The organism is Hydrogenophaga sp. IBVHS1 (genome assembly GCF_002127265.1).
GTDB lineage: Bacteria > Pseudomonadota > Gammaproteobacteria > Burkholderiales > Burkholderiaceae_C > Hydrogenophaga.
On sequence record NZ_NFUU01000001.1, the window covers coordinates 2,073,095 to 2,095,215 of the forward strand.

At 65.2% G+C, this 22,121-nt stretch carries 25 protein-coding genes and 1 tRNA gene; 4 read left to right on the forward strand and 22 right to left on the reverse strand.

Features of this window, described 5'->3' with window-relative positions; translation table 11 throughout:
• Nucleotides 1-3: 3 nt before the first annotated feature.
• Nucleotides 4-366 carry a translation initiation factor Sui1 gene (locus CAP37_RS09880; RefSeq protein WP_086124003.1) on the reverse strand — a complete coding sequence of 121 codons (363 nt, stop codon included), beginning with the start codon at nt 364-366 and terminating at the stop codon, nt 4-6.
• 38 nt (nt 367-404) lie between these two features.
• On the opposite strand from CAP37_RS09880, the gene CAP37_RS09885 reads away from it, so the two are divergent.
• A complete protein-coding gene (locus CAP37_RS09885) occupies nt 405-1,655 on the forward strand; it encodes a DEAD/DEAH box helicase (RefSeq protein WP_086124004.1) in 1,251 nt (416 codons plus the stop codon).
• A gap of 8 nt (nt 1,656-1,663) precedes the next feature.
• Here the strand turns inward: CAP37_RS09885 and CAP37_RS09890 are convergent, their stop codons facing one another.
• The 12 genes from CAP37_RS09890 to CAP37_RS09945 all read right to left on the reverse strand — a co-directional run bounded on the left by CAP37_RS09890 (nt 1,664) and on the right by CAP37_RS09945 (nt 11,880).
• Nucleotides 1,664-2,866: an HD-GYP domain-containing protein gene (locus tag CAP37_RS09890; protein WP_086124005.1), complete on the reverse strand. Its 1,203-nt coding sequence runs from the start codon at nt 2,864-2,866 to the stop codon at nt 1,664-1,666.
• 91 nt (nt 2,867-2,957) lie between these two features.
• Nucleotides 2,958-3,032, reverse strand: a tRNA-Val gene (locus CAP37_RS09895).
• 58 nt (nt 3,033-3,090) lie between these two features.
• Entirely contained in the window at nt 3,091-3,798 is a 708-nt protein-coding gene (gene dnaQ, locus CAP37_RS09900; RefSeq protein ID WP_179190181.1) for a DNA polymerase III subunit epsilon, read from the reverse strand.
• On the reverse strand, nt 3,798-4,136 hold the full coding sequence (gene fdx, locus CAP37_RS09905) for an ISC system 2Fe-2S type ferredoxin (protein ID WP_086124006.1): 339 nt from the start codon (nt 4,134-4,136) through the stop codon (nt 3,798-3,800). The genes dnaQ and fdx overlap by 1 nt, the downstream gene beginning before the upstream one ends.
• A 14-nt stretch (nt 4,137-4,150) precedes the next feature.
• Nucleotides 4,151-6,022, reverse strand: a complete 1,872-nt coding sequence (hscA, locus tag CAP37_RS09910; RefSeq protein ID WP_086124007.1) for a Fe-S protein assembly chaperone HscA — start codon at nt 6,020-6,022, stop codon at nt 4,151-4,153.
• Between the two features lie 34 nt (nt 6,023-6,056).
• Entirely contained in the window at nt 6,057-6,575 is a 519-nt protein-coding gene (gene hscB, locus CAP37_RS09915) for a Fe-S protein assembly co-chaperone HscB (RefSeq protein WP_086124921.1), read from the reverse strand.
• Between the two features lie 67 nt (nt 6,576-6,642).
• Nucleotides 6,643-6,966 (reverse strand): iron-sulfur cluster assembly protein IscA, encoded by a 324-nt coding sequence (gene iscA, locus CAP37_RS09920; protein WP_086124008.1) that lies wholly within the window; start codon nt 6,964-6,966, stop codon nt 6,643-6,645.
• A 12-nt stretch (nt 6,967-6,978) separates the two neighbouring features.
• Nucleotides 6,979-7,365 (reverse strand): Fe-S cluster assembly scaffold IscU, encoded by a 387-nt coding sequence (iscU, locus tag CAP37_RS09925; protein ID WP_086124009.1) that lies wholly within the window; start codon nt 7,363-7,365, stop codon nt 6,979-6,981.
• Between the two features lie 12 nt (nt 7,366-7,377).
• Nucleotides 7,378-8,595, reverse strand: coding sequence for an IscS subfamily cysteine desulfurase (locus CAP37_RS09930; RefSeq protein WP_086124010.1), 1,218 nt, complete (start codon nt 8,593-8,595; stop codon nt 7,378-7,380).
• Between the two features lie 37 nt (nt 8,596-8,632).
• The gene (iscR, locus tag CAP37_RS09935; RefSeq protein ID WP_086124011.1) at nt 8,633-9,172 is read right to left on the reverse strand and encodes a Fe-S cluster assembly transcriptional regulator IscR; all 540 of its coding nucleotides are present in this window, start codon (nt 9,170-9,172) and stop codon (nt 8,633-8,635) included.
• Nucleotides 9,173-9,440: 268 nt separating this feature from the next.
• Nucleotides 9,441-11,561: an excinuclease ABC subunit UvrB gene (uvrB, locus tag CAP37_RS09940; protein ID WP_086124012.1), complete on the reverse strand. Its 2,121-nt coding sequence runs from the start codon at nt 11,559-11,561 to the stop codon at nt 9,441-9,443.
• Entirely contained in the window at nt 11,515-11,880 is a 366-nt protein-coding gene (locus tag CAP37_RS09945; RefSeq protein WP_086124013.1) for a DUF6172 family protein, read from the reverse strand. The genes uvrB and CAP37_RS09945 overlap by 47 nt, the downstream gene beginning before the upstream one ends.
• A 75-nt stretch (nt 11,881-11,955) precedes the next feature.
• On the opposite strand from CAP37_RS09945, the gene CAP37_RS09950 reads away from it, so the two are divergent.
• A complete protein-coding gene (locus CAP37_RS09950) occupies nt 11,956-12,558 on the forward strand; it encodes a 3'-5' exonuclease (protein ID WP_086124014.1) in 603 nt (200 codons plus the stop codon).
• A gap of 12 nt (nt 12,559-12,570) precedes the next feature.
• Here CAP37_RS09950 and CAP37_RS09955 read toward each other — a convergent pair whose 3' ends face one another.
• On the reverse strand, nt 12,571-12,783 hold the full coding sequence (locus tag CAP37_RS09955; RefSeq protein ID WP_086124015.1) for a DUF3820 family protein: 213 nt from the start codon (nt 12,781-12,783) through the stop codon (nt 12,571-12,573).
• 68 nt (nt 12,784-12,851) lie between these two features.
• Here CAP37_RS09955 and CAP37_RS09960 point away from each other — a divergent pair, with 68 nt between their 5' ends.
• Nucleotides 12,852-13,682 (forward strand): SDR family NAD(P)-dependent oxidoreductase, encoded by an 831-nt coding sequence (locus CAP37_RS09960; protein WP_086124016.1) that lies wholly within the window; start codon nt 12,852-12,854, stop codon nt 13,680-13,682.
• Nucleotides 13,683-13,704: 22 nt separating this feature from the next.
• On the opposite strand, the gene CAP37_RS09965 is transcribed toward CAP37_RS09960, so the two are convergent.
• Entirely contained in the window at nt 13,705-14,895 is a 1,191-nt protein-coding gene (locus tag CAP37_RS09965) for a PLP-dependent aminotransferase family protein (protein ID WP_086124922.1), read from the reverse strand.
• 84 nt (nt 14,896-14,979) lie between these two features.
• Here CAP37_RS09965 and nth point away from each other — a divergent pair, with 84 nt between their 5' ends.
• The gene (gene nth, locus CAP37_RS09970) at nt 14,980-15,615 is read left to right on the forward strand and encodes an endonuclease III (protein ID WP_086124017.1); all 636 of its coding nucleotides are present in this window, start codon (nt 14,980-14,982) and stop codon (nt 15,613-15,615) included.
• A gap of 3 nt (nt 15,616-15,618) precedes the next feature.
• Here nth and CAP37_RS09975 read toward each other — a convergent pair whose 3' ends face one another.
• The 7 genes from CAP37_RS09975 to cobO are packed head-to-tail and all read right to left on the reverse strand — an operon-like array spanning nt 15,619 to nt 22,104.
• Nucleotides 15,619-16,173: a histidine phosphatase family protein gene (locus CAP37_RS09975; RefSeq protein ID WP_086124018.1), complete on the reverse strand. Its 555-nt coding sequence runs from the start codon at nt 16,171-16,173 to the stop codon at nt 15,619-15,621.
• On the reverse strand, nt 16,170-16,985 hold the full coding sequence (locus tag CAP37_RS09980) for an adenosylcobinamide-GDP ribazoletransferase (RefSeq protein ID WP_086124019.1): 816 nt from the start codon (nt 16,983-16,985) through the stop codon (nt 16,170-16,172). Before CAP37_RS09980 ends, CAP37_RS09975 begins: the two co-directional genes overlap by 4 nt.
• Nucleotides 16,982-18,025 (reverse strand): nicotinate-nucleotide--dimethylbenzimidazole phosphoribosyltransferase, encoded by a 1,044-nt coding sequence (cobT, locus tag CAP37_RS09985; protein WP_086124020.1) that lies wholly within the window; start codon nt 18,023-18,025, stop codon nt 16,982-16,984. Before cobT ends, CAP37_RS09980 begins: the two co-directional genes overlap by 4 nt.
• Before the next feature lie 2 nt (nt 18,026-18,027).
• Nucleotides 18,028-19,479 (reverse strand): cobyric acid synthase, encoded by a 1,452-nt coding sequence (locus tag CAP37_RS09990; protein ID WP_086124021.1) that lies wholly within the window; start codon nt 19,477-19,479, stop codon nt 18,028-18,030.
• Nucleotides 19,476-20,453 carry an aminotransferase class I/II-fold pyridoxal phosphate-dependent enzyme gene (locus CAP37_RS09995; protein ID WP_086124022.1) on the reverse strand — a complete coding sequence of 326 codons (978 nt, stop codon included), beginning with the start codon at nt 20,451-20,453 and terminating at the stop codon, nt 19,476-19,478. The genes CAP37_RS09990 and CAP37_RS09995 overlap by 4 nt, the downstream gene beginning before the upstream one ends.
• Nucleotides 20,450-21,424, reverse strand: coding sequence for an adenosylcobinamide-phosphate synthase CbiB (gene cbiB, locus CAP37_RS10000; protein ID WP_086124023.1), 975 nt, complete (start codon nt 21,422-21,424; stop codon nt 20,450-20,452). The genes CAP37_RS09995 and cbiB overlap by 4 nt, the downstream gene beginning before the upstream one ends.
• Before the next feature lie 14 nt (nt 21,425-21,438).
• Nucleotides 21,439-22,104 carry a cob(I)yrinic acid a,c-diamide adenosyltransferase gene (gene cobO, locus CAP37_RS10005; protein ID WP_086124024.1) on the reverse strand — a complete coding sequence of 222 codons (666 nt, stop codon included), beginning with the start codon at nt 22,102-22,104 and terminating at the stop codon, nt 21,439-21,441.
• Nucleotides 22,105-22,121 lie beyond the last annotated feature (17 nt).

Below are 22,121 nucleotides of genomic sequence, written 5' to 3' on the forward strand. Positions count from 1 at the left end.
GGTTCAGCCGCCCGCGCGTTTGACGCGGTACCCGGCGGCCTGCAGTGCCGTCATAACGCGTTCCACGTGATCGCCCTGGACTTCGATCACGCCATCCTTCACGGTGCCACCGGAGCCGCATGCGGCCTTGAGTTGCTTCGCGAACGCGGTCAGTGCGATGGCGTCCAACGCCAGGCCCTTGACCAGCGTGACGGCCTTGCCGCCCCGCCCTTTCGTTTCACGAGACACGCGCACCACACCGTCTCCCACAGGCGCCGGGGCAGCCTGCTTGCAAAGGCATTGCGCCACAGGCTGGCGACAGGCCGGACACATGCGACCAGCGTCTGTGGAATAGACCAACCCGCCGGCAGATAGCTTGTTCTTCATGGCTGCCGATGGTACCGGGCGCTACACTGCCCCGATCCATGCCATTCATCGCCCTGGGCCTCGCGCCCGACCTCGCCCGCGCCGCCGACGAACTCGGCTTCTCCACGCCCACGCCCATTCAAGTTGAGGCCATCCCGGCCGTGCTCGCCGGCACCGACCTGCTGGCCACCGCCCAGACCGGCTCCGGCAAGACCGCCGCCTACGTGCTGCCGCTGTTGCAGCGGCTCACCGCGTCTTCACCGCCCAACGGCCCCCGGCCTGTGCGAGCGCTGGTGCTGGTGCCCACGCGCGAACTCGCGGCGCAGGCCGGCGAGGTGGTGCGCAGCCTGGCTCAACACCTGCCTCTGCGGCCCAAGGTGGCGGTGGCGTTTGGTGGCGTGTCCATCAACCCGCAAATGATGGCCTTGCGAGGTGGAGCCGACGTGGTGGTGGCCACCCCGGGGCGCCTGCTGGATCTGGTGGAACACAACGCGCTCAAATTGAATCAAGTGCAGATGCTGGTGCTCGACGAAGCAGACCGCCTGCTGGACCTGGGCTTTGCCGACGAACTGGCGCGCGTGCTGGCGCTGCTGCCACCGCAGCGACAAAACCTGTTTTTCTCCGCCACGTTTCCTGAGTCTGTACAGGCCCTGGCCGATGGCCTGCTGGTGCAACCCACGCGCATCGACCTTCCCGTCGCCGCGTCGACTACAGACGCCGTGGTGCTGCAACGGGCCATCCTCGTCGACAGCGCACGGCGCACCACCTTGCTTCGCCAGCTTATCAAGGAGCACGCATGGGAACGCGTGCTCGTGTTCGTGGCCACGCAGCATTCGGCGGAGCGTCTTGCGGCCAAGCTGCACAAGGGCGATCTGTACGCCACCTCGTTTCACGGCGGTTTGAGCCAGGGTGCGCGCCAGCAGGCTTTGGCCGAGTTCAAGGAAAAGCGGTGGGACGTGGTCGTGACCACCGACCTCGCCGCGCGGGGCATCGACATCGAATCGCTGCCGGTGGTGGTGAACTTCGATTTGCCGCGGTCGGCGGTGGACCACGTTCACCGCATGGGGCGCACCGGGCGCGCCGGTGCGGGCGGCGTGGCGGTGAGTCTGGTGAGCCCGGGCACGCTGGCGCACTGGCGCCTGATTGAAAAGCGCCAGGGCATGAGCCTGCCACTGGAAGTGCTGCCGGGCTTCGAGCCCACCGAGACCACACCACCCCCTTCACCGGGCAATGGCGGCATCAAGGGCCAGCGGCCCAGCAAGAAAGACAAACTGCGCGCGGCAGCGGCCGCCGATCCAAAAGCCGCTTGAGCGCGGGCCTACAGGCGGGCGATCAACCGGGGCACGTTGACCAGCACCTTGACCTCGCCCGGCGCCAGGCTGGCCTTGATTTCAAAAGCGGGGTCTTGCGTGTCGCGCAAGACCGGTTCACCCAAAGCAAGTCCCTGGCGTCCGACGATTGCAAACACCAGTGGCGCATGGGCTCTGGCGCCCCGCCGCGCCACCACACCCAGCTCGCCGCTGGCCAGGCGCACATAGCTGCCTGGCGGGTAGAAACCGATCTGCTTCACGAACAGCGCTCCCAGCGGGTCGGGCTGCCCCTCTGGACCCAGGTAGAGTTCCCGCGCCACCTGCTGCGAAAGCAGACCTCCCCTGCCCTGACGCGGGCTCAGCCTCGCCACATAGCCGTCCGCCATCTGCAGGAGTCGCTGCGCGGTGCCTCCAATCCGCTTGCCTTCGGGGTAACCGGTGCCGTCGGACCGCTCGTGGTGGTCTCCCACCAGTTGCAACCAGAGGGGGTCTCTCACGCCGAATCGCTTCAGCGCAGCCACGCCCAGCGCGGGATGCTCGTGCACCGCCTGGCGTTGCGCTTCGGACAGCGCACTCCCTTGCCGCGCCATCGCGTCGTGCGTGCGCGTCATGCCGATGTTCATGGACAGCGCGGCCCGAAAGAGCGACGACTGTTCAGCAGGTGACAGACCAGCAGCGGGCGCCAGCAGTTCGCAGATGCCTGCCGACAGCAACGCATGCGTCGTGCTGTAGCCCACCCGCACGTCGAACAGCAACTGAACCAGCGCCAGCAAGCTTTCGTCCGGGCTGGAGCGCCAGCATCGCTCGGCACGTTGCGCCACCTGCTGCAGGCGCTTCAGAAACTGGCTTTCGTCGCCCGCTTGGTGGAGCAAGGTGGCCAGCGTGGCGTGCAAGTCCGGCCACACCCGATGCGCCCGCTCATCGTCTTCGGTCGGCGCCGCTCGCACCTCCACCATGTGGGTCAGTCCGGCGATGCGGCTGATCGACTCATTGGTGCGCACCATGCGGTCCAGCTCGGCGGTGTAGCTGTAAGACCAGGCCTGCCAGTCGCTCTCGCGCACCATGGGCGCATGCAGCATGAGATGCCCACGGTGCTGCTCCGAGGTGATGGGCTCCCCTTTGCGCAGCAACAGCACACCTTTCGGATCCCACACATTGACGGGAACCGGCTGGTTGAGAGCGATCACCTCCAGAGGCAGCGGCTTGTACATCCCGTCAATCTAAGCGCCTTCTGGCCCGGGGAAAGCGCCGATAAGAAGCAGAAAAGCCTGCAAGTTCAAGAACTTGCAGGCTTTCTGGGTCTGGTGGGCGGTGCAGGGTTCGAACCTGCGACCCCTGCCGTGTGAAGGCAGTGCTCTACCACTGAGCTAACCGCCCGATTGATCTGGACCGATCTTTCGGAAGCCTCAGATTATAGCCAGGTTTAAACGCGCCTTCAGCTGGCCTGCAACGCACGCCACAAGGTCTTGCCCTTGCTGGCCTTGTCCAGGTCGAGCAGCAAGGCGTCGTGCGCCTGCGCTTCGTGTTCGTTGGCCAGCAGCACGGGCAGCTCGAAGCGGCTCAGGTCCAGTTGTTCGGTGACACCGCCCTCGCCGGGACTGTCGCCCAGGTCGATCAGCAGGGCGTCCTGCCCGCGCGTCATGTTGATGTACACATCGGCGAGCAGCTCGGCATCGAGCAATGCACCGTGCAGCGTTCGCCCGGAGTTGTCCACGCCCAGGCGGTCGCAGAGTGCGTCCAGTCCGTTGCGCTTGCCGGGGAACATTTCCTTGGCCATCACCAGGCTGTCTGTAACCTGGCCAATGACCGTGTGGATTGGCGCCTTGCCAATGCGCTGCAGTTCCTTGTTGAGGAAGCTGATGTCGAACGGGGCGTTGTGGATGATCAGCTCGGCGTCGCGCAGGTACTGGAGCAGTTCGTCTGCGATGGCGCCGAACTTGGGTTTGTCTCTCAGGAACTCGTTGCTGATGCCGTGCACCTTGAGTGCATCTTCGTGGCTGTCGCGCTCCGGGTTCACATAAAAGTGCAGGTTGTTGCCGGTGAGCTTGCGGTTGAGCAGCTCCACGCAACCGATCTCGATGATGCGGTCGCCGTTGTCTGCAGACAGGCCCGTGGTCTCCGTATCAAGGACGATCTGGCGCATCAGTGCTTTTCCTTGGCGTGGTTGATCGAGTACTTGGGAATCTCCACCGTCACGTCCTTTTGTGCCAGCACCGCCTGGCAAGACAACCGCGAGTTGGGCTCCAGCCCCCAGGCGCGGTCCAGCAGGTCTTCTTCCGTTTCATCGGGTTCGTTCAGGCTGTCAAAGCCTTCACGCACGATCACGTGGCAGGTGGTGCAGGCGGCGCTCAAGTCGCAGGCGTGCTCAATGTTGATCTTGTTGTCCAGCAGGGCTTCGCAGATCGATGTGCCCATGGGCGCTGTGATGGTGGCGCCCGCCGGACAGTATTCGGGATGGGGGAGGATCTTGATCGTGGGCATGCGAGTGGATTTTTTTAAACTTCTTCGAGCTTCTTGCCGGAAAGGGCCTGCTGAATGCCGCGGTTCATGCGCAACGCAGCGAAAGACTCCGTGCCTTTGGCGAGCGCGGTGGTGGCGGCTTCGATTGCGGCTGCGTCTTCGCTGCCCACGATCGCAGCCAGGCTGGCCATCAACTCATCGATCTGCTGAAGCTCTGCGGGTGCGAGCAGGTCGGCGTCGGCCGCAAGCGCGGTGCGGGTGGCGGCAATCATGCGGTCGGCATCCACACGGGCTTCGACCAGTGCTCGCGACGCGATGTCTTGTTGCGCGGTGGCAAAGCTGTCTTGCAACATGGCCGCAATCTGCTCGTCGCTCAGGCCGTAAGCGGGCTTCACATCCACCCGCGCTTCCACGCCACTGCCCTGCTCTCTGGCGCTCACCGAAAGCAAGCCATCGGCATCGACCGTGAACGTGACGCGGATGCGCGCGGCGCCGGCCACCATGGGCGGGATGCCGCGCAGTTCAAAGCGCGCCAGGCTGCGGCAGTCGGCCACCAGATCGCGCTCACCCTGCACCACGTGCAGCGCCAGCGCGGTCTGGCCGTCCTGGTAGGTGGTGAAATCCTGCGCGCGCGCGGTCGGTATGGCGCTGTTGCGGGGCACGATGCGCTCGACCAGGCCGCCCATGGTCTCGATGCCCAGCGAGAGTGGAATCACGTCGAGCAGCAAGAGATCGCCGTCGCGGCTGTTGCCGGCGAGTGCGTTGGCCTGAATGGCGGCACCCAGGGCGACCACTTCATCGGGGTTGAGGTTGGTCAGCGGCTCGCGTTCAAAAAACGCGCCCACGGTGCGACGGATGATCGGCATGCGGGTGGATCCACCCACCATGACCACGCCCTGCACTTCATCTTTGGACACGCCGGCATCGCGCAGCACCTTTCGCACGGCGGTCATGGTGCGGGCGGTGAGTGCGGCGGTGCAGGCCTCGAAATCAGACGGCGAAACGGCCTGCTCGATGTGCCACCCGGCCACGCTGGAGCGAAACATTTCGCTGCTCGAAGACGACAAGGTTTCCTTGACGCGGCGCGCCTCGGCATGCACGGCCGCACGTTCCGAGGCATTGAGCGCAGCGCTCACGCCCTGCTGCGCCAGCGCCCAGGCCGCCAGGGCCTGGTCGTAGTCGTCACCGCCCAATGCGGAATCGCCACCTGTGGCCATGACCTCGAACACCCCTTTGGTCAGGCGCAGGATGGAGATGTCAAAGGTGCCGCCGCCCAGATCGTAGATGGCGTAGATGCCTTCGGAACCGTTGTCCAGGCCGTAGGCAATGGCGGCAGCGGTCGGTTCGTTGATCAGGCGAAGCACATGGATGCCGGCGAGCTGGGCCGCATCTTTCGTGGCTTGGCGCTGGGCATCGTCGAAGTACGCGGGCACCGTGATCACGGCACCGTACAGCTCGTCGTCGAAACTGTCTTCAGCGCGAAAGCGCAGCGTCGCAAGGATCTCAGCGCTGACTTCCATCGGCGTCTTGCGGCCCGCCACGGTTTCAACCACGGCCATGCCGTCTTGCTCGACCACGTTGTAGGAGAGCTTGTCCACGTCAACCACCTGGGCTAGGCTGCGCCCCATCAGGCGCTTGACGGAGCTGACGGTGTTGGCGGGATCCTGAACCTGCGCGGCCAGCGCATCGAAACCAATCTGTCGACCAGCGCCTCCCTGCACTGGGTCCAGGTAGCGCACCACACTGGGAAGAATCACGCGACCGTCGTCGGCGGGCAGGCATTCTGCGATGCCGTGGCGCACTGCGGCCACCAGGGAATGCGTGGTGCCCAGGTCGATGCCCACGGCCACGCGGCGCTGGTGGGGATCCAGGGACTGGCCGGGTTCGGAAATCTGCAGGAGCGCCATGGGTCAGGAATCAGTAGGAACAGGAAACAACCGGCTATTGTCCCAGCAGTTCGATGCGGTTCTCCACATCGCTGGCAAAGCGCTCAACGAACATAAGGGCTCTGACCTGACTGGCGAGCGCGGGCCAGTCGTGTTGTTCGTCGGCCGTGGTCTGCAGGCCCTGCAGCATCGATCGGCGCGTAGCGGCCACCTCGTCGGCCATTTGCTCCAGATCGGCAAGTTCACTGGCTTCGTCAAGGTCTTCGCGCCACTGCATCTGCTGCATCAGGAACTCCGCCGGCATGGCCGTGTTGTTCTCAGCCTCGATCGGCGCGCCGTGCAGTTCGCAAAGGTAAGCCGCCCGTCGCAGCGGGTCCTTCAAACGCTGGTACGCCTCATTGATCCGAACCGACCATTGCATGGCCTGGCGCTGAGCCTGGGCGTCGGCGGTGGCGTGACGGTCTGGATGGACTTCGCGTTGCAGAAGCTTCCAGCGGTCGTCCAGGGCAGCGCGGTCCACTTCGAAACGCGGCGTGAGGCCGAACAACTCGAAGTCATTCGATTGAAGATTCAGGTTCATGGAAAGCAAAAGCCGCCGGCACTGGAGAGCACTGGCGGCTTGGGATGGGAGCGCGGACGCATCAGATTCTGAAGCTCTCGCCGCAGCCGCAACGGTCGCGCTCGTTCGGGTTGTTGAAGCGAAAACCTTCGTTGAGGCCCTCGCGCACGAAGTCGAGCTGCGTGCCGTCGATGTAGGCAAGGCTCTTGGGGTCGACCAGCACCTTCACCCCGTTGTCTTCAAACACCACGTCTTCAGGCGCAATCTCGTCGGCGTATTCGAGCTTGTAGGCCATGCCCGAGCAACCCGTGGTTTTGACGCCCAGACGCACCCCCACGCCCTTGCCACGCTTGGTGATGTAGCGGTTGACGTGCCGTGCAGCGGCTTCGGAAATCGAGATGGCCATAAACCCGGGAACTCAGTTGAGGTGCTTCTTGCGGTAGTCGTCCACCGCCGCCTTGATGGCGTCTTCGGCCAGGATGGAGCAATGGATTTTTACGGGCGGCAGCGCCAGTTCTTCAGCGATCTGGCTGTTCTTGAGCGCCGCAGCCTGGTCAAGCGTCTTGCCCTTGACCCATTCGGTCACCAGCGAAGACGAGGCAATGGCAGAGCCGCAGCCGTAAGTTTTGAAGCGTGCGTCTTCAATCACGCCCGTGGTCGGGTTCACCTTGATCTGCAGTTTCATCACGTCGCCGCAGGCGGGCGCGCCCACCATGCCGGTGCCCACCGATTCATCGCCTTTGTCGAACGAGCCGACGTTGCGAGGATTTTCGTAGTGGTCAACGACCTTTTCTGAATAAGCCATGTCGTTTCTCCTTCAATGCGCTGACCACTGGATGGTGGACAGGTCAATACCGTCTTTGAACATTTCCCACAGCGGGGACAACTCGCGCAACTTCGCCACGTTTTCCTTGATGGTGGCAATCGCGTAATCGATCTCTTCTTCGGTCGTCCAGCGACCGATGGTCATGCGCAGGCTGCTGTGGGCGAGCTCGTCGCTGCGGCCGAGGGCACGCAGCACATAGCTGGGCTCCAGGCTGGCGGACGTGCAAGCCGAACCCGACGACACGGCCAGACCCTTGATGCCCATGATGAGCGACTCACCTTCAACATAGTTGAAACTCATATTGAGGTTGTGCGGCACCCGGCGGGTTTCATGGCCGTTGATGAAAACCTCTTCGACATCCTTGAGGCCATTCAGCATGCGGTCGTGCAGGGCCTTGATGCGCTGGTTCTCTTGGTGCATTTCCGCCTTGGCGATGCGGTAGGCCTCCCCCATGCCGACGATCTGGTGCGTGGGCAGCGTGCCCGAACGCATGCCGCGCTCGTGACCACCACCATGCATTTGCGCTTCGATGCGGATGCGGGGCTTGCGCCGCACGAACAAGGCGCCAATGCCCTTGGGGCCATAGGTCTTGTGCGATGTCAGGCTCATCAGATCAACGGGCAGCGTCTGCAGGTCGATGTCGACCCGGCCGGTGGCCTGCGCGGCATCCACATGGAAGATCACGCCCTTCTCGCGGCAGATCGCGCCAATGGCTGCGATGTCCTGCACCACACCAATTTCGTTGTTCACGAACATGACCGAGGCAAGAATGGTGTCAGGCCGGATGGCGGCCTTGAAAACCTCGAGATCGACGAGACCATCGGCCTGCACATCGAGGTAAGTGACCTCAAAGCCTTGGCGCTCCAGTTCGCGGCAGGTGTCCAGCACAGCCTTGTGCTCGGTCTTGACCGTGATGAGGTGCTTGCCCTTGGTCTTGTAGAAGTGCGCAGCGCCTTTCAGGGCCAGGTTGTTGGACTCTGTAGCTCCGCTGGTCCACACGATTTCACGGGGGTCGGCACCAATCAAGGCCGCCACCTGCTCACGCGCTGTTTCTACCGCTTTCTCCGCTTCCCAGCCCCAGGCATGGCTGCGCGAAGCCGGGTTACCGAAGTGTTCGCGCAACCAGGGAATCATGGCGTCCACCACCCGCGGATCGCAGGGGTTGGTGGCGCTGTAGTCCATGTAGATGGGAAAGTGCGGAGTGCTCATGGGTTACCGGGGAAAAGTGCGTGGTACTTGTGAGGTCTTACTTCGACGACAGTGCAACACCGCCCAGCGCAAACACCGAATTGGGGGCGTTCACACGGATCGGCTTGACCACTGGCGCGCTGGAAATGGCGCGCTTGATCATCGGGGCGTTCTCCACCACGACACCTTTGGCCAGTTGCTCGTTCACCAGTGACTGCAGCGAAACGGAGTCGAGGAAGTCGACCATCTTGGCGTTGAGCGCGGCCCAGAGTTCGTGCGTCATGCAGCGATGGCCCTCGCCCAGGCAGTTTTCCTTGCCGCCGCACTGCGTGGCGTCGATCGGCTCGTCCACCGAAACAATGATGTCGGCCACGGTGATGTCGGCGGCCTTGCGGCCAAGGGTGTACCCGCCGCCGGGGCCGCGGGTGGACTCCACCAGTTCGTGGCGACGCAGCTTGCCGAAGAGTTGCTCCAGATAAGAGAGCGAAATCTGCTGGCGCTGGCTGATGGCAGCCAGCGTGACGGGGCCGTTGTTCTGGCGCAGGGCCAGGTCAATCATGGCGGTGACCGCAAAGCGGCCTTTGGTCGTGAGGCGCATTTTCAAGCTCCTTGAGGTGTTGGCTTGACTGTCGTGGTACGGCTCAGAGGCCGGCTTTCGCCGGCTCGAACCCCTTCTCCACCCGCCCCGACCCTTAAAGGGTCTGTTGATCGAAGGCTTTCCCGACTGTTTTCGTCGAGTATATCTTAAAACCCACTGAACTGGTCGGCATCTTAGCGGATTGGCCGGTCTGTCCAAGACAAATTGCCGTTGCGACCACTCGGCCACAAAGGAGACTGAGCGGTTCAAACGCCGACAGTTCCCGATTTCAGGCGATGTTTTCGCGGCCGGAGGCGCCAAACACCTGCGCCTTGAGGCGACCCAGCTGGTCGCGCACGCTGGCGGCTTTTTCAAACTCCAGGTTTCGGGCATGTTCGAGCATGAGCTTTTCCAGCCGCTTGATTTCCCGCGCCACGTCCTTTTCGCTCATGTCGTCGATGCTGGCGCGGTGCGCGCTTTCCGCGGCGAGTCGATCAGCCTCCTTGCCCGCCTTCTCGCTGTAAACGCCATCGATCAGGTCCTTGATGCGCTTGTTGATGCTGCGCGGCTCGATGCCCATGGCGAGGTTGTGCGCAACCTGCCGGGTGCGGCGCCGGTTGGTTTCATCCATCGCCTTCTTCATCGATTCGGTGATTCGATCGGCGTAAAGAATGGCTCGGCCGTTGAGGTTGCGGGCGGCGCGGCCGATGGTCTGGATCAGGCTGCGCTCGGACCTCAGGAAACCTTCCTTGTCGGCATCCAGAATGGCCACCAGCGAGACCTCGGGAATGTCCAGGCCCTCGCGCAACAGGTTGATCCCCACCAGCACATCGAACGAGCCCAGCCGCAAGTCGCGCAGAATTTCGACGCGCTCGACCGTGTCCACATCGCTGTGCAGGTAGCGCACCTTGACGCCGTTTTCGGTCAGGTAGTCGGTCAGCTGCTCGGCCATGCGTTTGGTGAGCGTGGTGATCAGCACGCGTTCGTTCTTCTCGACGCGGATGCGGATTTCCTGCAGCACGTCGTCCACCTGGTGGGTGGCCGGACGCACCTCGAGTTCGGGATCCACCAGGCCGGTGGGCCGCACCAGTTGCTCCACCACCTGGCCCGAATGGGTCTTCTCGTAGTCGGCGGGCGTGGCCGAAACAAACACCACCTGGCGCATGCGCTGTTCAAACTCCTCCAGCTTCAGGGGCCGGTTGTCCAGCGCGCTGGGCAGACGGAAGCCGTATTCCACCAGCGTCGTCTTGCGAGCCCGGTCGCCGTTGTACATGCCGCCAAACTGCCCCATGAGCACATGGCTCTCGTCCAGGAACATCAGCGCATCCTTGGGAAGGTAGTCGGTCAGGGTGGAAGGCGGCTCGCCCTGCGAACTTCCGGCGAGGTGGCGCGAGTAGTTCTCGATGCCCTTGCAGTGCCCGACCTCGCTGAGCATCTCCAGGTCGAAGCGGGTGCGCTGTTCAAGCCGCTGGGCTTCCACCAGCTTGCCCATGCCCACCAGCTCCTTGAGCCGGTCGGCCAGCTCCAGCTTGATCGCCTCCACGGCGTGGAGCACCTGTTCGCGCGGGGTTACATAGTGGCTGCTGGGGTAGACCGTGAAACGCGGAATCTTCTGGCGCACCTTGCCGGTGAGCGGGTCGAACAGTTGCAGCGTTTCGACCTCGTCGTCGAACAGCTCGATGCGAATCGCCATCTCCGAATGTTCGGCGGGAAAGACGTCGATGGTGTCGCCGCGCACGCGGAACTTGCCGCGTGAAAAGTCTTGCTCGTTGCGGGCGTACTGCATGCGCACGAGCTGGGCTATCAGATCGCGCTGGCCGATCTTGTCGCCCGTTCGCAGCGTCATCACCATCTGGTGGTAGCTCTCGGGCTTGCCAATGCCATAGATGGCCGAAACCGTGGCCACGATCACCACGTCGCGCCGCTCCAGAATGCTCTTTGTGCAACTCAGCCGCATCTGCTCGATGTGCTCGTTGATGGCGCTGTCCTTCTCGATGAACAGGTCGCGCTGCGGCACATAGGCCTCGGGTTGGTAGTAGTCGTAATAGCTGACGAAATACTCAACCGCGTTCTTCGGAAAGAACTCGCGAAACTCGCTGTAGAGTTGGGCGGCCAGCGTCTTGTTCGGCGCGAACACAATCGCCGGGCGACCCAGGCGGGCGATCACGTTGGCCATGGTGAAGGTCTTGCCGGAGCCGGTCACCCCCAGCAGGGTCTGGAACACCTCGCCGTCGTTCACGCCCTCCACCAGCTGGCGGATCGCCTCGGGCTGGTCGCCGGCAGGCTGGTAAGGCAGGAAAAGCTCGAACGGCGAACCGGGAAACTTCAGGAGTTCGCCTTCCGGGGGCGATTCATTCAGGCCTTCAGGCAGCGGATCTTTCGGCGTCGGGGGCAGGGTCGTCTGAGGCATCGGTTGATTGTGCCGGATGGTCGCGGTCAGCATCGGCCCTCGGTCTGCGCACACCTGGCTTGGCCAGGATTTCCACATAGGCCTGCTCACCGCCCTCACGCGCCACAGCGTCGAGGTGGCTCATCACGGCCGAGAGGTGCACCACCTCGGCGGTTTCCTTCGCGGCCCCGACTCGGCAATCGAAATCGAGGAAATCCACCCCCTCGGGCAACTCACGGCGGCGTTCCCGCTTGAGGTACTTGCGGATTTCGTGCTTCACAGCTTCGAGCACGCGGTCGCGGTGACGGCCTTCTTGGGTGAGGGGAAAGAGTTTTCTCATGGCGGTCTGGCGCGGGGCGGTCAATATCGGGGTAGGAGGGCGCGATTATGCGCGTCGGAGTATCCTCGGGCGCCCATGCAGTCCCACGAACAACACCCTACGCCCAGCAAGGATGAGATCGCCCTGCTCGAACCGTTCGAGCGGCTGGGGCTTGACCGGATTGCGCTGGTGAGCACGGCCGCCCACGCGCGCGAAGCCTGCGCCGAGCTGGCCGACCACGCGGTGTGGGGATTCGACACCGAGTCCAAGCCCACGTTTCTCAAGGATCAGGTGTCCGACGGGCCACACATCGTGCAGCTTGCCACCCTGCAGCGCGCCTGGGTGTTTCAGCTGCAAGAGCCCGAGTGCCGCGCCCGGGTGGCGGAGTTGCTGGCCCACGCGGGCCACACCAAAGCCGGCTTCGGCCTGGGCGATGACACCCGACGCATCGTCGCCAAGCTGGAAGTGGCCCCCGCGGGTGTGCTCGATCTGAACACCGTGTTCCGTTCGCGGGGTTACCGCAAGGACATGGGCGTCAAGGGTGCGGTGGCGGTGTTGTTCAACCAGCGCTTCATCAAGTCCAAGAAGGCCGCCACCTCGAACTGGGCGCTCCCTCGCCTGAGCGAAGCGCAGTTGGTCTACGCCGCAAACGACGCCTGGGCCGCGGCGCGGGTTCACGAAAAACTCGGGCTGAGGTAAGCGCCCCTCTGCTCAACGCCTCCGCAGCGGCGTGAGCAGGTCACTCAGGCCGTTGTGGTCGATTTCGTGCATGAGCGCCAGCAGGCGCCCCACCTCGCCGGTCGGAAAACCCTCGCGCGCAAACCAGTTCAGGTAGTTCCCCGGCAGATCGGCGATGGCCCGCCCCTTGTACTTGCCGTAGGGCATTTCCACCGTGAGCAGGCGCTCCAGATCTTCTGGCTTCATCAAATATGTCCAATGGTCCATCTATTGAATATGATGAACGTTTGTTCCGTTCAACAGGAGATTCAACCATGGCTGCATCGCCACAGGGGGAAGACCAGTCCCCCGTGCCTGACTACGGCAGCCTCTTGCGGCTGGACCGGCAGGTGTTCATCGTTCTGGGGGCCGGCCAGGGCATTGGCAGGCAGACCGCCCACGCGCTGAGCCAGGCCGGCGCCACCGTGGTCTGCGTGGGCCGGCGCGCCGATGCCACCGAGGCCATCGCCGCCGAGGTGGGAGGCATCGCCCTACTGGGGGACGCCACCGTGCGGGCCGACATGGAGCGCATCGCCGCCGAGGTGATGAAGCGGTATGGCCACATCCATGGCCTGGTCGACATTCTGGGCATGCCGCGCGTCAAGCCGCTGGTGGACTTCACCGACGAGGACTGGGACTGGCAGTTCAACGTTGGCCTGCGCCATGCCTTTCTCTCGCTCCAAATCGTCGGCCCCCTCATCGGCCAGAGTGGCGGGGGCGCCATGGTGTTCGTGAGCTCCACGTCCGGCAAGGTGATCTCATCCAACCGTGCGGCCTATGCTTCCAGCAAGGCCGCGCTGCAGCAATTGGTGAATGCCGCGGCCATCGAGTTCGGTCCGATGAAGGTGCGCGTGAATGCGGTCGCCCCAGGCCTGGTGACCACGCCGCGCGTGCGCACCACCATCGCGCACGACACGCTGGCCCAGTCCGCCGCGCTCTACCCGCTGGGTGAGGTCGGCACACCGCCTGAGATCGCCTCGGTGATCCTGTTCCTCGCCAGCCGCATGAGCTCGCACGTCAACGGCCAGACGGTGTTCGCTGAAGGTGGTGTGACAGGCCGCTCACCCACCTACGCCACCAGCTCGGCCCAGCTGCCCCGCACCTGAGCGCCCAGGAGCCGTCTGCAGCTCAGAGCGCCTGGGCCAGGCGCGCCACGCCTTCCTCGATCTTGTCCAGGCCCACGGTGGCAAAAGAAAGGCGCAAGGTCGAGAGGTCGGGCTGGCTGGCGTAAAACGGCGCACCTGGCACGAAGGCCACGCTTTTCTCGATGGCGCGTCGGGCAAACTCGCCGCCGTCTTTCACCTTGCCACCCGCACCGGTAAGGCGCGCCCACACAAACAGGCCGCCCTGGGGCTGCACAAACGAGATCGCATCGCCCATCTCGCGCCGCAGCGCATTCCCCATGGTGCTGGCGCGCTCCGCGTACACCGCTCGCACCCGCGCCAGCGTGTCGGGCATGCGGCCCGCCTTGAGGTACTGCGCGGCGGTGGCCTGCGCAAAAGTGCTGGTGTGCGCGTCGCTGAACTGCTTGCACATGGTCGCCTTGGCCAGCAGCTCTTCAGGCCCCACCATCCAGCCCACGCGCAGGCCGGGGCTGAGCACCTTGCTCAGCGAACCGCAGTGCACCAGCAGCTCCCGGCTGCCCGGCACGGATGCACTCATGTTCAGCAAGCTGGGCGGTGGCGCGTCGGTGAAGTAGAGATCGCCATAGGGATCGTCCTCCACGATCAGCGTCTGGTGCTTCACCGCCATCTCCAGCACCCGCTGGCGTCGCGCCTGGCTGAGCATGGCGCCGCTCGGGTTGCCAAAGGTGGGAATGAGGTAGACGAACTTGGGCTTGTGCTGCTCGATCAGCTTCTCCAGCACGTCGACCTGCACACCGTCGCCGTCCACCGGCGCGCTGATGAGTTCAGCGCCATACAGGCGGAAGCACTGGATGGTGGCCAGGAAGGTCGGACCTTCGACGATCACCTTGTCGCCCGGCGAGATCATGGTCTTGCCCAGAAGATCGAGCGCCTGCTGGCTGCCGGTGGTGACGATCAGGTTGCCGGGGCCCACGCCCTGGGCACCCTTGCTGCCCATGAAAGTGGCCAGCTGCTCGCGCAGCGGCTGGTAGCCCTCGGTGGCGCCGTATTGCAGGGCGCCACCGGCTTCTTCGGTCAGCGCGGTGTTCACCGCTTCGCGGATGCCCTCCACGTCGAACAGGGCGCTGTCGGGGAAGCCGCCGGCAAAGCTGATGATGCCGGGCTTGCCCAGCAGCTTGAAGAGTTCGCGAATGGCGGAGGTTTCAACGTTGTTGAGTCGGTCGGCGAAGGGAATCGTGAAGGACATGGCAGCAGCTCTGGTGAGTTCGGGAAAAACCAGCCCGCATTGTCGCCAATTCATTGGATAGACTCCTCGCCGATGAACGCCGCCGCCATCGAAGCCTTCTTCGCCACGCTCAAAAGCGCCAACCCCAGCCCGCAATCCGAACTGGAATACACCACCGTGTTCGAGTTGCTCGCCGCTGTGCTGCTATCGGCTCAGGCCACCGATGTGGGCGTGAACAAGGCCACGCGCAAATTGTTTCCCGTGGCCAACACGCCGCAGGCCATGCTGGACCTGGGCCTGGAAAGGCTGGAGGGCTACATCAAGACCATCGGCCTTTTCCGCAGCAAGGCAAAGCACCTGATGGAGACCTGCCGCATTCTGGTGGAGCGGCACGGTGGAGAAGTGCCCTCCACGCGCGAGGCGCTGGAAGCGCTGCCAGGCGTGGGCCGAAAAACGGCCAACGTGGTGCTCAACGTGGCCTTTGGTCAACCGGCCATGGCGGTGGATACCCACATCTTTCGCGTCGGCAACCGCACCGGGCTGGCGCCAGGCAAGACGCCACTGGCGGTGGAACAGCAGCTCATGAAACGCGTGCCGGCCGCCTATGCGGTGGACTCGCATCACTGGCTGATTCTGCACGGGCGCTATGTGTGCCAGGCACGCAAACCGCTGTGCCCGCGCTGCGCGGTGGCGGCGCATTGCGATTTCAAACCCAAGACCCAGGCCTGAGCTTCAGAGATCGACCGAAGTCCAGCCGCCCGGCTCCGGCGCTTCTTTCGGCCACTCGCTGGCCTCGCGGATGTGTGGGCTGCCACTCTCCACCACATGACGCACCGCCCGGATCACGCCGGCATGCGTTACCCAGACCACCTCGCTCGAGGTTGCCGGCCTCAGATCGGCAAGGGCTGCTGCCACCCGGTACAGCAGTTGTTGTGTGCTCTCGGCGCCGCCAAAGCGGTGGTGCGCGAAGTCGGCGATCCAGTCGTCGAAGGCGCTGCGCGGAATGCTCGCCCAGGCATGGAGCTCCCATTGGCCGAAGTCCATTTCATTCAGGCGCAGGTCGATGCGCGCGGCTCGAAGATCAGGCCGCTCTGCCTGCAGGGCGCCGGCGAGTTGTTGCGCGCGCAGCAGGCCCGACACCCACACCGGCGTGCCCTCGGACAAGAGCGGCGCAAACGCCTTCGCGGCCTTCCGGGTCAGGCTCGAATCGGCAGGCACATCGCTGGCGCCATAACAAAGGCCCGGGGCCAGCACCACGGGCGCATGGCGCAACAGCCAGAGCTTCATGACGGGACGCCCAAGGCGAGCACCGCGCCCACGTAAAACATCACCTCGCCCACCTGCTGCGTGGCACCCAGGCCGTCGCCGGTGAAGCCCTGCAGGCGCCGGCGCAGCAGGCGCCACATCCACACCAGCCCGAGCAGCGAGCCCATCACGGCACTCACCCAGAGCCAGGGCGCTGGCATCCACCAGCACACACATGCCATGGCCAGCGCCCACCAGAGCAGGCCGGCAAGCAAGGCGCCGTTGCTGATGCTCTCTGCCAGCGGATTGCTTTTCGATTGCGGCGTGTCGCCCACGTGGGGCAGTGTGCGGATCACCAGCAGCGGGACCGTGCGCGAAGTGACGTGGGCAGCAAACAGGGCGAACACGGCCAACGTGGCATTGGCCTGCGCCAGCAAGACCAGCAGCGCCACCTTGGCCAGCAGCGCCAGCACCAGCGCGATCGCGCCATAGCTGCCGATGCGCGAATCCTTCATGATCTCCAGTGCGCGTTCGCGGTCGGGGCTGCCGCCGAGGCCATCGGCGAGGTCGGCCAGGCCGTCTTCGTGAAAAGCGCCGGTGAGCAACACGCTGAAGACCGTGCTGGCGATGGCCGCCACCCAGGGCGCAGCGGGCAAGCTGGGCAGCAGCCACAGACATGCGCCAAAAACCAGCGCGCTCAACCCACCCACGATCCAGCCCACACCGGGGAAATGCGCCGCACTCGCGCGCAGCATTGCGGGGCTGAAGCCCACCCAGTTGGCCAGCGCGCCCGTGACGGGAATGCGGGTGAAGAACTGCACGGCCAGCAGGAAGTGGCGCACGAACAGAATCATGTCTGCAGCGGCTCCTGGGCTTCGCTGCGCGAAACGCCCGCGCCCTCGAAGCTGGCCATTTCGCGCAGGAGCGCGCAGGCGCTCACGAGCAACGGCCACGCCAGCGCCGCTCCCGAACCTTCGCCCAGCCGCAGGCCCATATCCAGCAGCGGCTCGGCCTTGAGGTGTGCCAGCATCAGCGCGTGGCCGCGCTCGCCAGAGCGGTGGGCGAACACGCAGCGCTGCAACACGGCCGGCTGCAACCTGGCGGCCACCAGCACCGCCGCGCTGGCGATGAAGCCGTCCACCACGATCACCCGGCGCTCGGCTGCGGCCTGTTGCACGGCACCCACCAGCGTGGCGATCTCGAAACCGCCGAAGGCCGCCAGGGCTTCCAGCGGCGCTCTGGCCTCGGCGTGCAGCGCCATCACCTGGCGCAACACGTCGATCTTGCGCAGCACGGCATCGGCGTCGAGCCCGGTGCCCGCACCTGTGACGTCAGCCACCGCCAGACCGCCCAGGCGCGCCAGCAACATCGAGGCGGCCGATGTGTTGCCAATGCCCATTTCGCCGAGCAGCAGCGCATTGCCCGGCAGGTCGCTCACCATGTCGCGTCCGTTCTGAATGGCCTGCTCGCACTGCGCCGCGCTCATGGCCGGGCCGGCCAGTGCATCGGCCGTGCCGTGCGCGATCTTGCGGATGAGCAGGCCATCACGCGGCTCGAAGTCGTGGTTCACGCCACAGTCCACCACCGTGAGGCCAATGCCGTGCTGACGAGCGAGCACGCTCACCGCCGCGCCACCGGCGAGGAAGTTTTCCACCATCTGCCAGGTCACATCGCTCGGGTAGGCCGATACACCGCGCGCGGCCAGGCCGTGGTCGGCGGCGCACACCAGCATTTGCGGATCGCGGAGTTGCGGCTGGGCGCTGCCCAGGATCAAGCCGATGCGCTGGGCCAGCGCCTCGATGCGGCCGAGCGAGCCTACGGGCTTGGTCTTGTTGTCCAGCACGCGCTGCAATTGGGAGGCAAGTTCGGGCTGCTGCAGGTCGGCAATGTTCATGGTCAGGGAGCGATGAGTTGATCGAGCACACCGGGCTCGAAATGGGTCTGGACGAAATCGGCCAGACCGTCGAACACGGTTTCCAGCGTGGGCGCACTGGCGCCGAAAAGCGCATGCAGCACGCGCGGATCTTCCAGCAGACCGTGGAGGTACACACCGAGCACGTTGCCCGCCGCGTTCTGCCAGCCCAGGCCACCCGGCAGCACCTCGCGCGCCAGATCGCCTGCGGCGGCCATGGCCGGGTGCTGGGCCGTCTGGCCATGGTGAATTTCGTAACCTGAGGCGGACACACCCGTGAGCGAGGACCATGCGCCCGTGAGCGAACCAAATGTTGTCTGTGCATGCCGCACCGTCTTGTCGCGCTCGAACTGCGTCACCAGCGGCAGCAGGCCGAGGCCTGGGGCATTTCCGTCGATGCCATGGGGGTCGATCAGCGCCTCGCCCAGCATCTGCAAGCCACCGCACACACCCAGCACCGCCCCGCCCTTCGCGGCATGCGCTGCCACGGCACGGTCCAGGCCCTGTGTGCGCAGCCAGGCAAGGTCGGCCGCCGTGGACTTGCTGCCGGGCAGCACGATCCAGTCGGCCGCAGCGCAGTCGGCCGGCGTGCGCGCCCAGACGAGGCGCACGCCCGGCACGTTCTTGAGCGGCTGAAATTCGTCGAGGTTGCTGATTCGGGGGTACGCCAGCACCGCGACGGTCTTCGTCACCGCGCCGCTCGCACGCGTCCGGTCATCGAACACACCGTCTTCTTCCGGCAGGCCATGCTGCCACCACATGGGCAACGTGGCCACAGTGGGCACACCTGTGAGGTCCTCCAGTTGCTGCGGCGCGGGTGCCAGCAGACTGGCGTCGCCCCGGAAGCGGTTGAGCACGAAGCCGTGGATCAGCGAGCGCTCATGGGGCGGCAGCAGCGCCCAGGTGCCGTAGAGATGGGCGAAGGCGCCGCCCCGGTCGATGTCGGTCACCAGCAGGCAACGCGCGCCAGCGTGCAGGGCCACGCGCATGTTCACCACATCACTGTCGTGCAGGTTGATCTCGGCGGGAGAACCGGCGCCCTCGATGACCACCACTTCGTTTTCTGCCCGCAAGGCATCCAGCGCAGCGGCCAGTTGCGGCCACACGTGCAGGCTGCGCCCGCGCCACGGCATGGCGGAAAGATCGTCGCTCACCTGCCCCATCAGCACCACCTGGCTGCGCGTGTCGGCCTCCGGCTTGAGCAGCAGCGGGTTCATGCGCACGTCGGGTTCGGCACGCGCGGCCAACGCCTGGAAGTACTGGGCAGAACCGATTTCACCGCCCTGCACCACGCGGGCGTTGTTGCTCATGTTCTGCGCTTTGTACGGCGCCACTTTGAAACCTTGCCGCGCGTAGTGGCGACACAGCGCCGTGGTGAGCCAGCTCTTGCCGGCACCGCTGGTGGTGCCCAGCACCATGACGCAGCGGGCCTTCATGCTGCAGTCTCCCGCTGCATCAACAAGGCGAGGCGCAGCGCATCCTGCGCCTCGGGCGACTGCACGCTCAATCGCCAGTGGCCCGGCAACCCGAAAGACCGTGCGTCGCGCAGTTTGATGCCATGGGCGCGCAGCGCAGCCACGTCGATCGGATGCGGCGCCTGGCCGCAGAAGTAGTTGGCTTCGCTCGGCAGGCAGCGCCATCCGAGCGAAGACAGCGTCTCCAGCTGGCGGGCTTTCCACACGCTCAACCGCTCGCGGCTCTGCGCCAGCCAGTCCTGCGCCGCTGGCGACACCCAGGCCTGCAACAGCGCCACCGCGTGCACACCCAAAGGCCACGACGGTGCCAGACGATCGAGCGCCGAGACCTCTGCCCGAGCGTGCACCGGCGAAACGGCATAGGCACCGCGCACCCCGGTGAGGCCCAGCGCCTTGTTGGGCGTCCAGACCTGCCACACACGATCAAAGGCATGGCGCGGCAGGCTGCTGCTGCCCTGCAACCGAAGGGGCTCGTAGGCGAGGTCCAGCACCGTCACCGCGCCTGAAGAAATCACCTGTGGCGCGAAAGGCTCTGCTCCACCGAGTGGGCTGCTGGGCTCGCACAGCCAGGCCAGTTGGGCTTGCGCCGGGTCGTTTGCTCGCTCAAGTCCCCAGCATGCGGCAGCCGAGGCGTAGTCGCCATACGCCAGCTCGGGCAACCAGACGCGCTGACCACCTTCGCGTGCCACCCACGCCGTGATGCGTGCCACGAATTCGCTCGCGCTGGCAGCGAGCACGATGCGCGCAGGGTGCACCGCATGGAACGCGGCCAGCGATTCCCGCAGCACCTTGTAAGCGGGATCGGGATAGTGGCGGGCATCGGCCTGTTGAACCGCCAGCAGCGCAGACGGGCACGGTCCACAGGCGTTGGCATTGGTGGAAAAATCCCACTGCGGTACGCCCAGAGCGTCGGCGCCTCCGTGTTCCCGCGTCATGGCGCCACACTCCACATCCACATCCACATCCACACCGCCGCCATCAACGCCGAAGCGGCCAGCACCACCACCACACGCTCTGCCAGTTGCAGGGCCCGTGCCGTGTCCGCCGGTTGCGCCAGCCGGCCTTCTCCGTGCAGCACATACACGCCGGGTTTGGCCAGCCGCACGCCGAGTGCGAGCGCCATCGCGGCCATGGGCCAGCCGCTGTTGGGCGATGGCGTGAGCCGCGCCTGCGCAGGCCATGCGCACCAGCCACGCAGCGATCCCATCACACTGAGCAGTGCGCCGGTGAGGCGCGCGGGCAGCCAGGAAAGCACATCGTCGGCCCGCGCCGCCCACTTGCCGGCCCATGTCCAGACGCGGCCATCGCGTTCGCCCCGGTAGCCCCACATGGCGTCGGCGGTGTTGGCGAATCGGTAGAGCGCAGCACCGGGAAGCCCGGCAATGGCAAACCAGAACAGCGGTGCGACCACCGAGTCGTTGAGGTTTTCGGCCAGCGATTCGATGGCGCTCTCGCGCACCTGCGAAGCGTCGAGCGCGCTGACATCGCGGCTCACCAGCCACGACAGGCGTTCGCGGCCTGCCGCCAGCGAATCCGCCAGCGCGCCTTCCACCGCCTGCACTTCGGAGTGAAGCATGCGCCAGGCGAGCAAAGGCTTGAGCAGCAGGCCCAGCGCCAGCGCCTGCAACCACCACGCCCACTGCGCGGTCCACCACCACAGGCCCAGCGACACGCCCACCACCAGTGCCGCGCCCAGGCACCACGCCACCGCGCCCAGCACAAATGATCGAAATTGTTGCGAGTTGCCAGTGGGCGCAATACGCCGGCCCATGAACGCCAGGTAGCGTCCCATGCCCACCACCGGATGCCAGCGCGCCGGGGGCTCGCCAAACAGGCGGTCTACGGCCAGCGCCACCAGCACGGCCAGAGGCCATGTGAGGTGGGGAGCGTGCGAATCGGGCCACATGGAGATGGCCGATCCTAGTCTTCGATGCCGCGTTGCGCGGGAATGCCGGCCTTGAACGCGTGCTTGACCAGCGTCATCTCGGTCACCGTGTCGGCCAGCTCAATGATTTCGGCCGGGCAGCGCCGGCCGGTGACCACCACATGCACATGCCGGGGACGATCCCGCAGCGTCTGCAGCACATCGTCCAGCGGCAGCCAGCCGTAGATCAGCGGATAGGTGAGTTCGTCGAGCGTCACCATGAAATATTCACCACCGAGAATGGCCGCGCGCGCCTTCTGCCAACCGTCGCGCGCGAGTTGCGCGGAATGTTCAAGGTCCTGGCTCTTCCAGCTGAACCCGTCGCCAAGACCCTCGATCAATGGCCCCCACGCTCCACCGCTGCGCGGGTCGCTGCCCCCCGAGGGGGCTGGGCCACCTTGGGGGCGGCCCGGCGGTGGCCCGATTTCGGCGAGCATTTCAAACACGCGGTGCTCGCCAAAGCGGGCGCTGGGCACTTTCATGAACTGGAAGATCTTCACCAGTTTGCCGTGCACGTGCGTGCGGCCAAAGGCGCGCAGTGCCAGGCCGAATGCCGCCGTGCTTTTGCCCTTGCCGTCGCCTGTGTGCACGATCAACAGACCCCGGCGTTCGCCCTCGGGTTTCTCGTAGCGCTTTTCGGTCGGAGGCGTTTCAATCTGCATGGGGTTGTCCTGGTGAG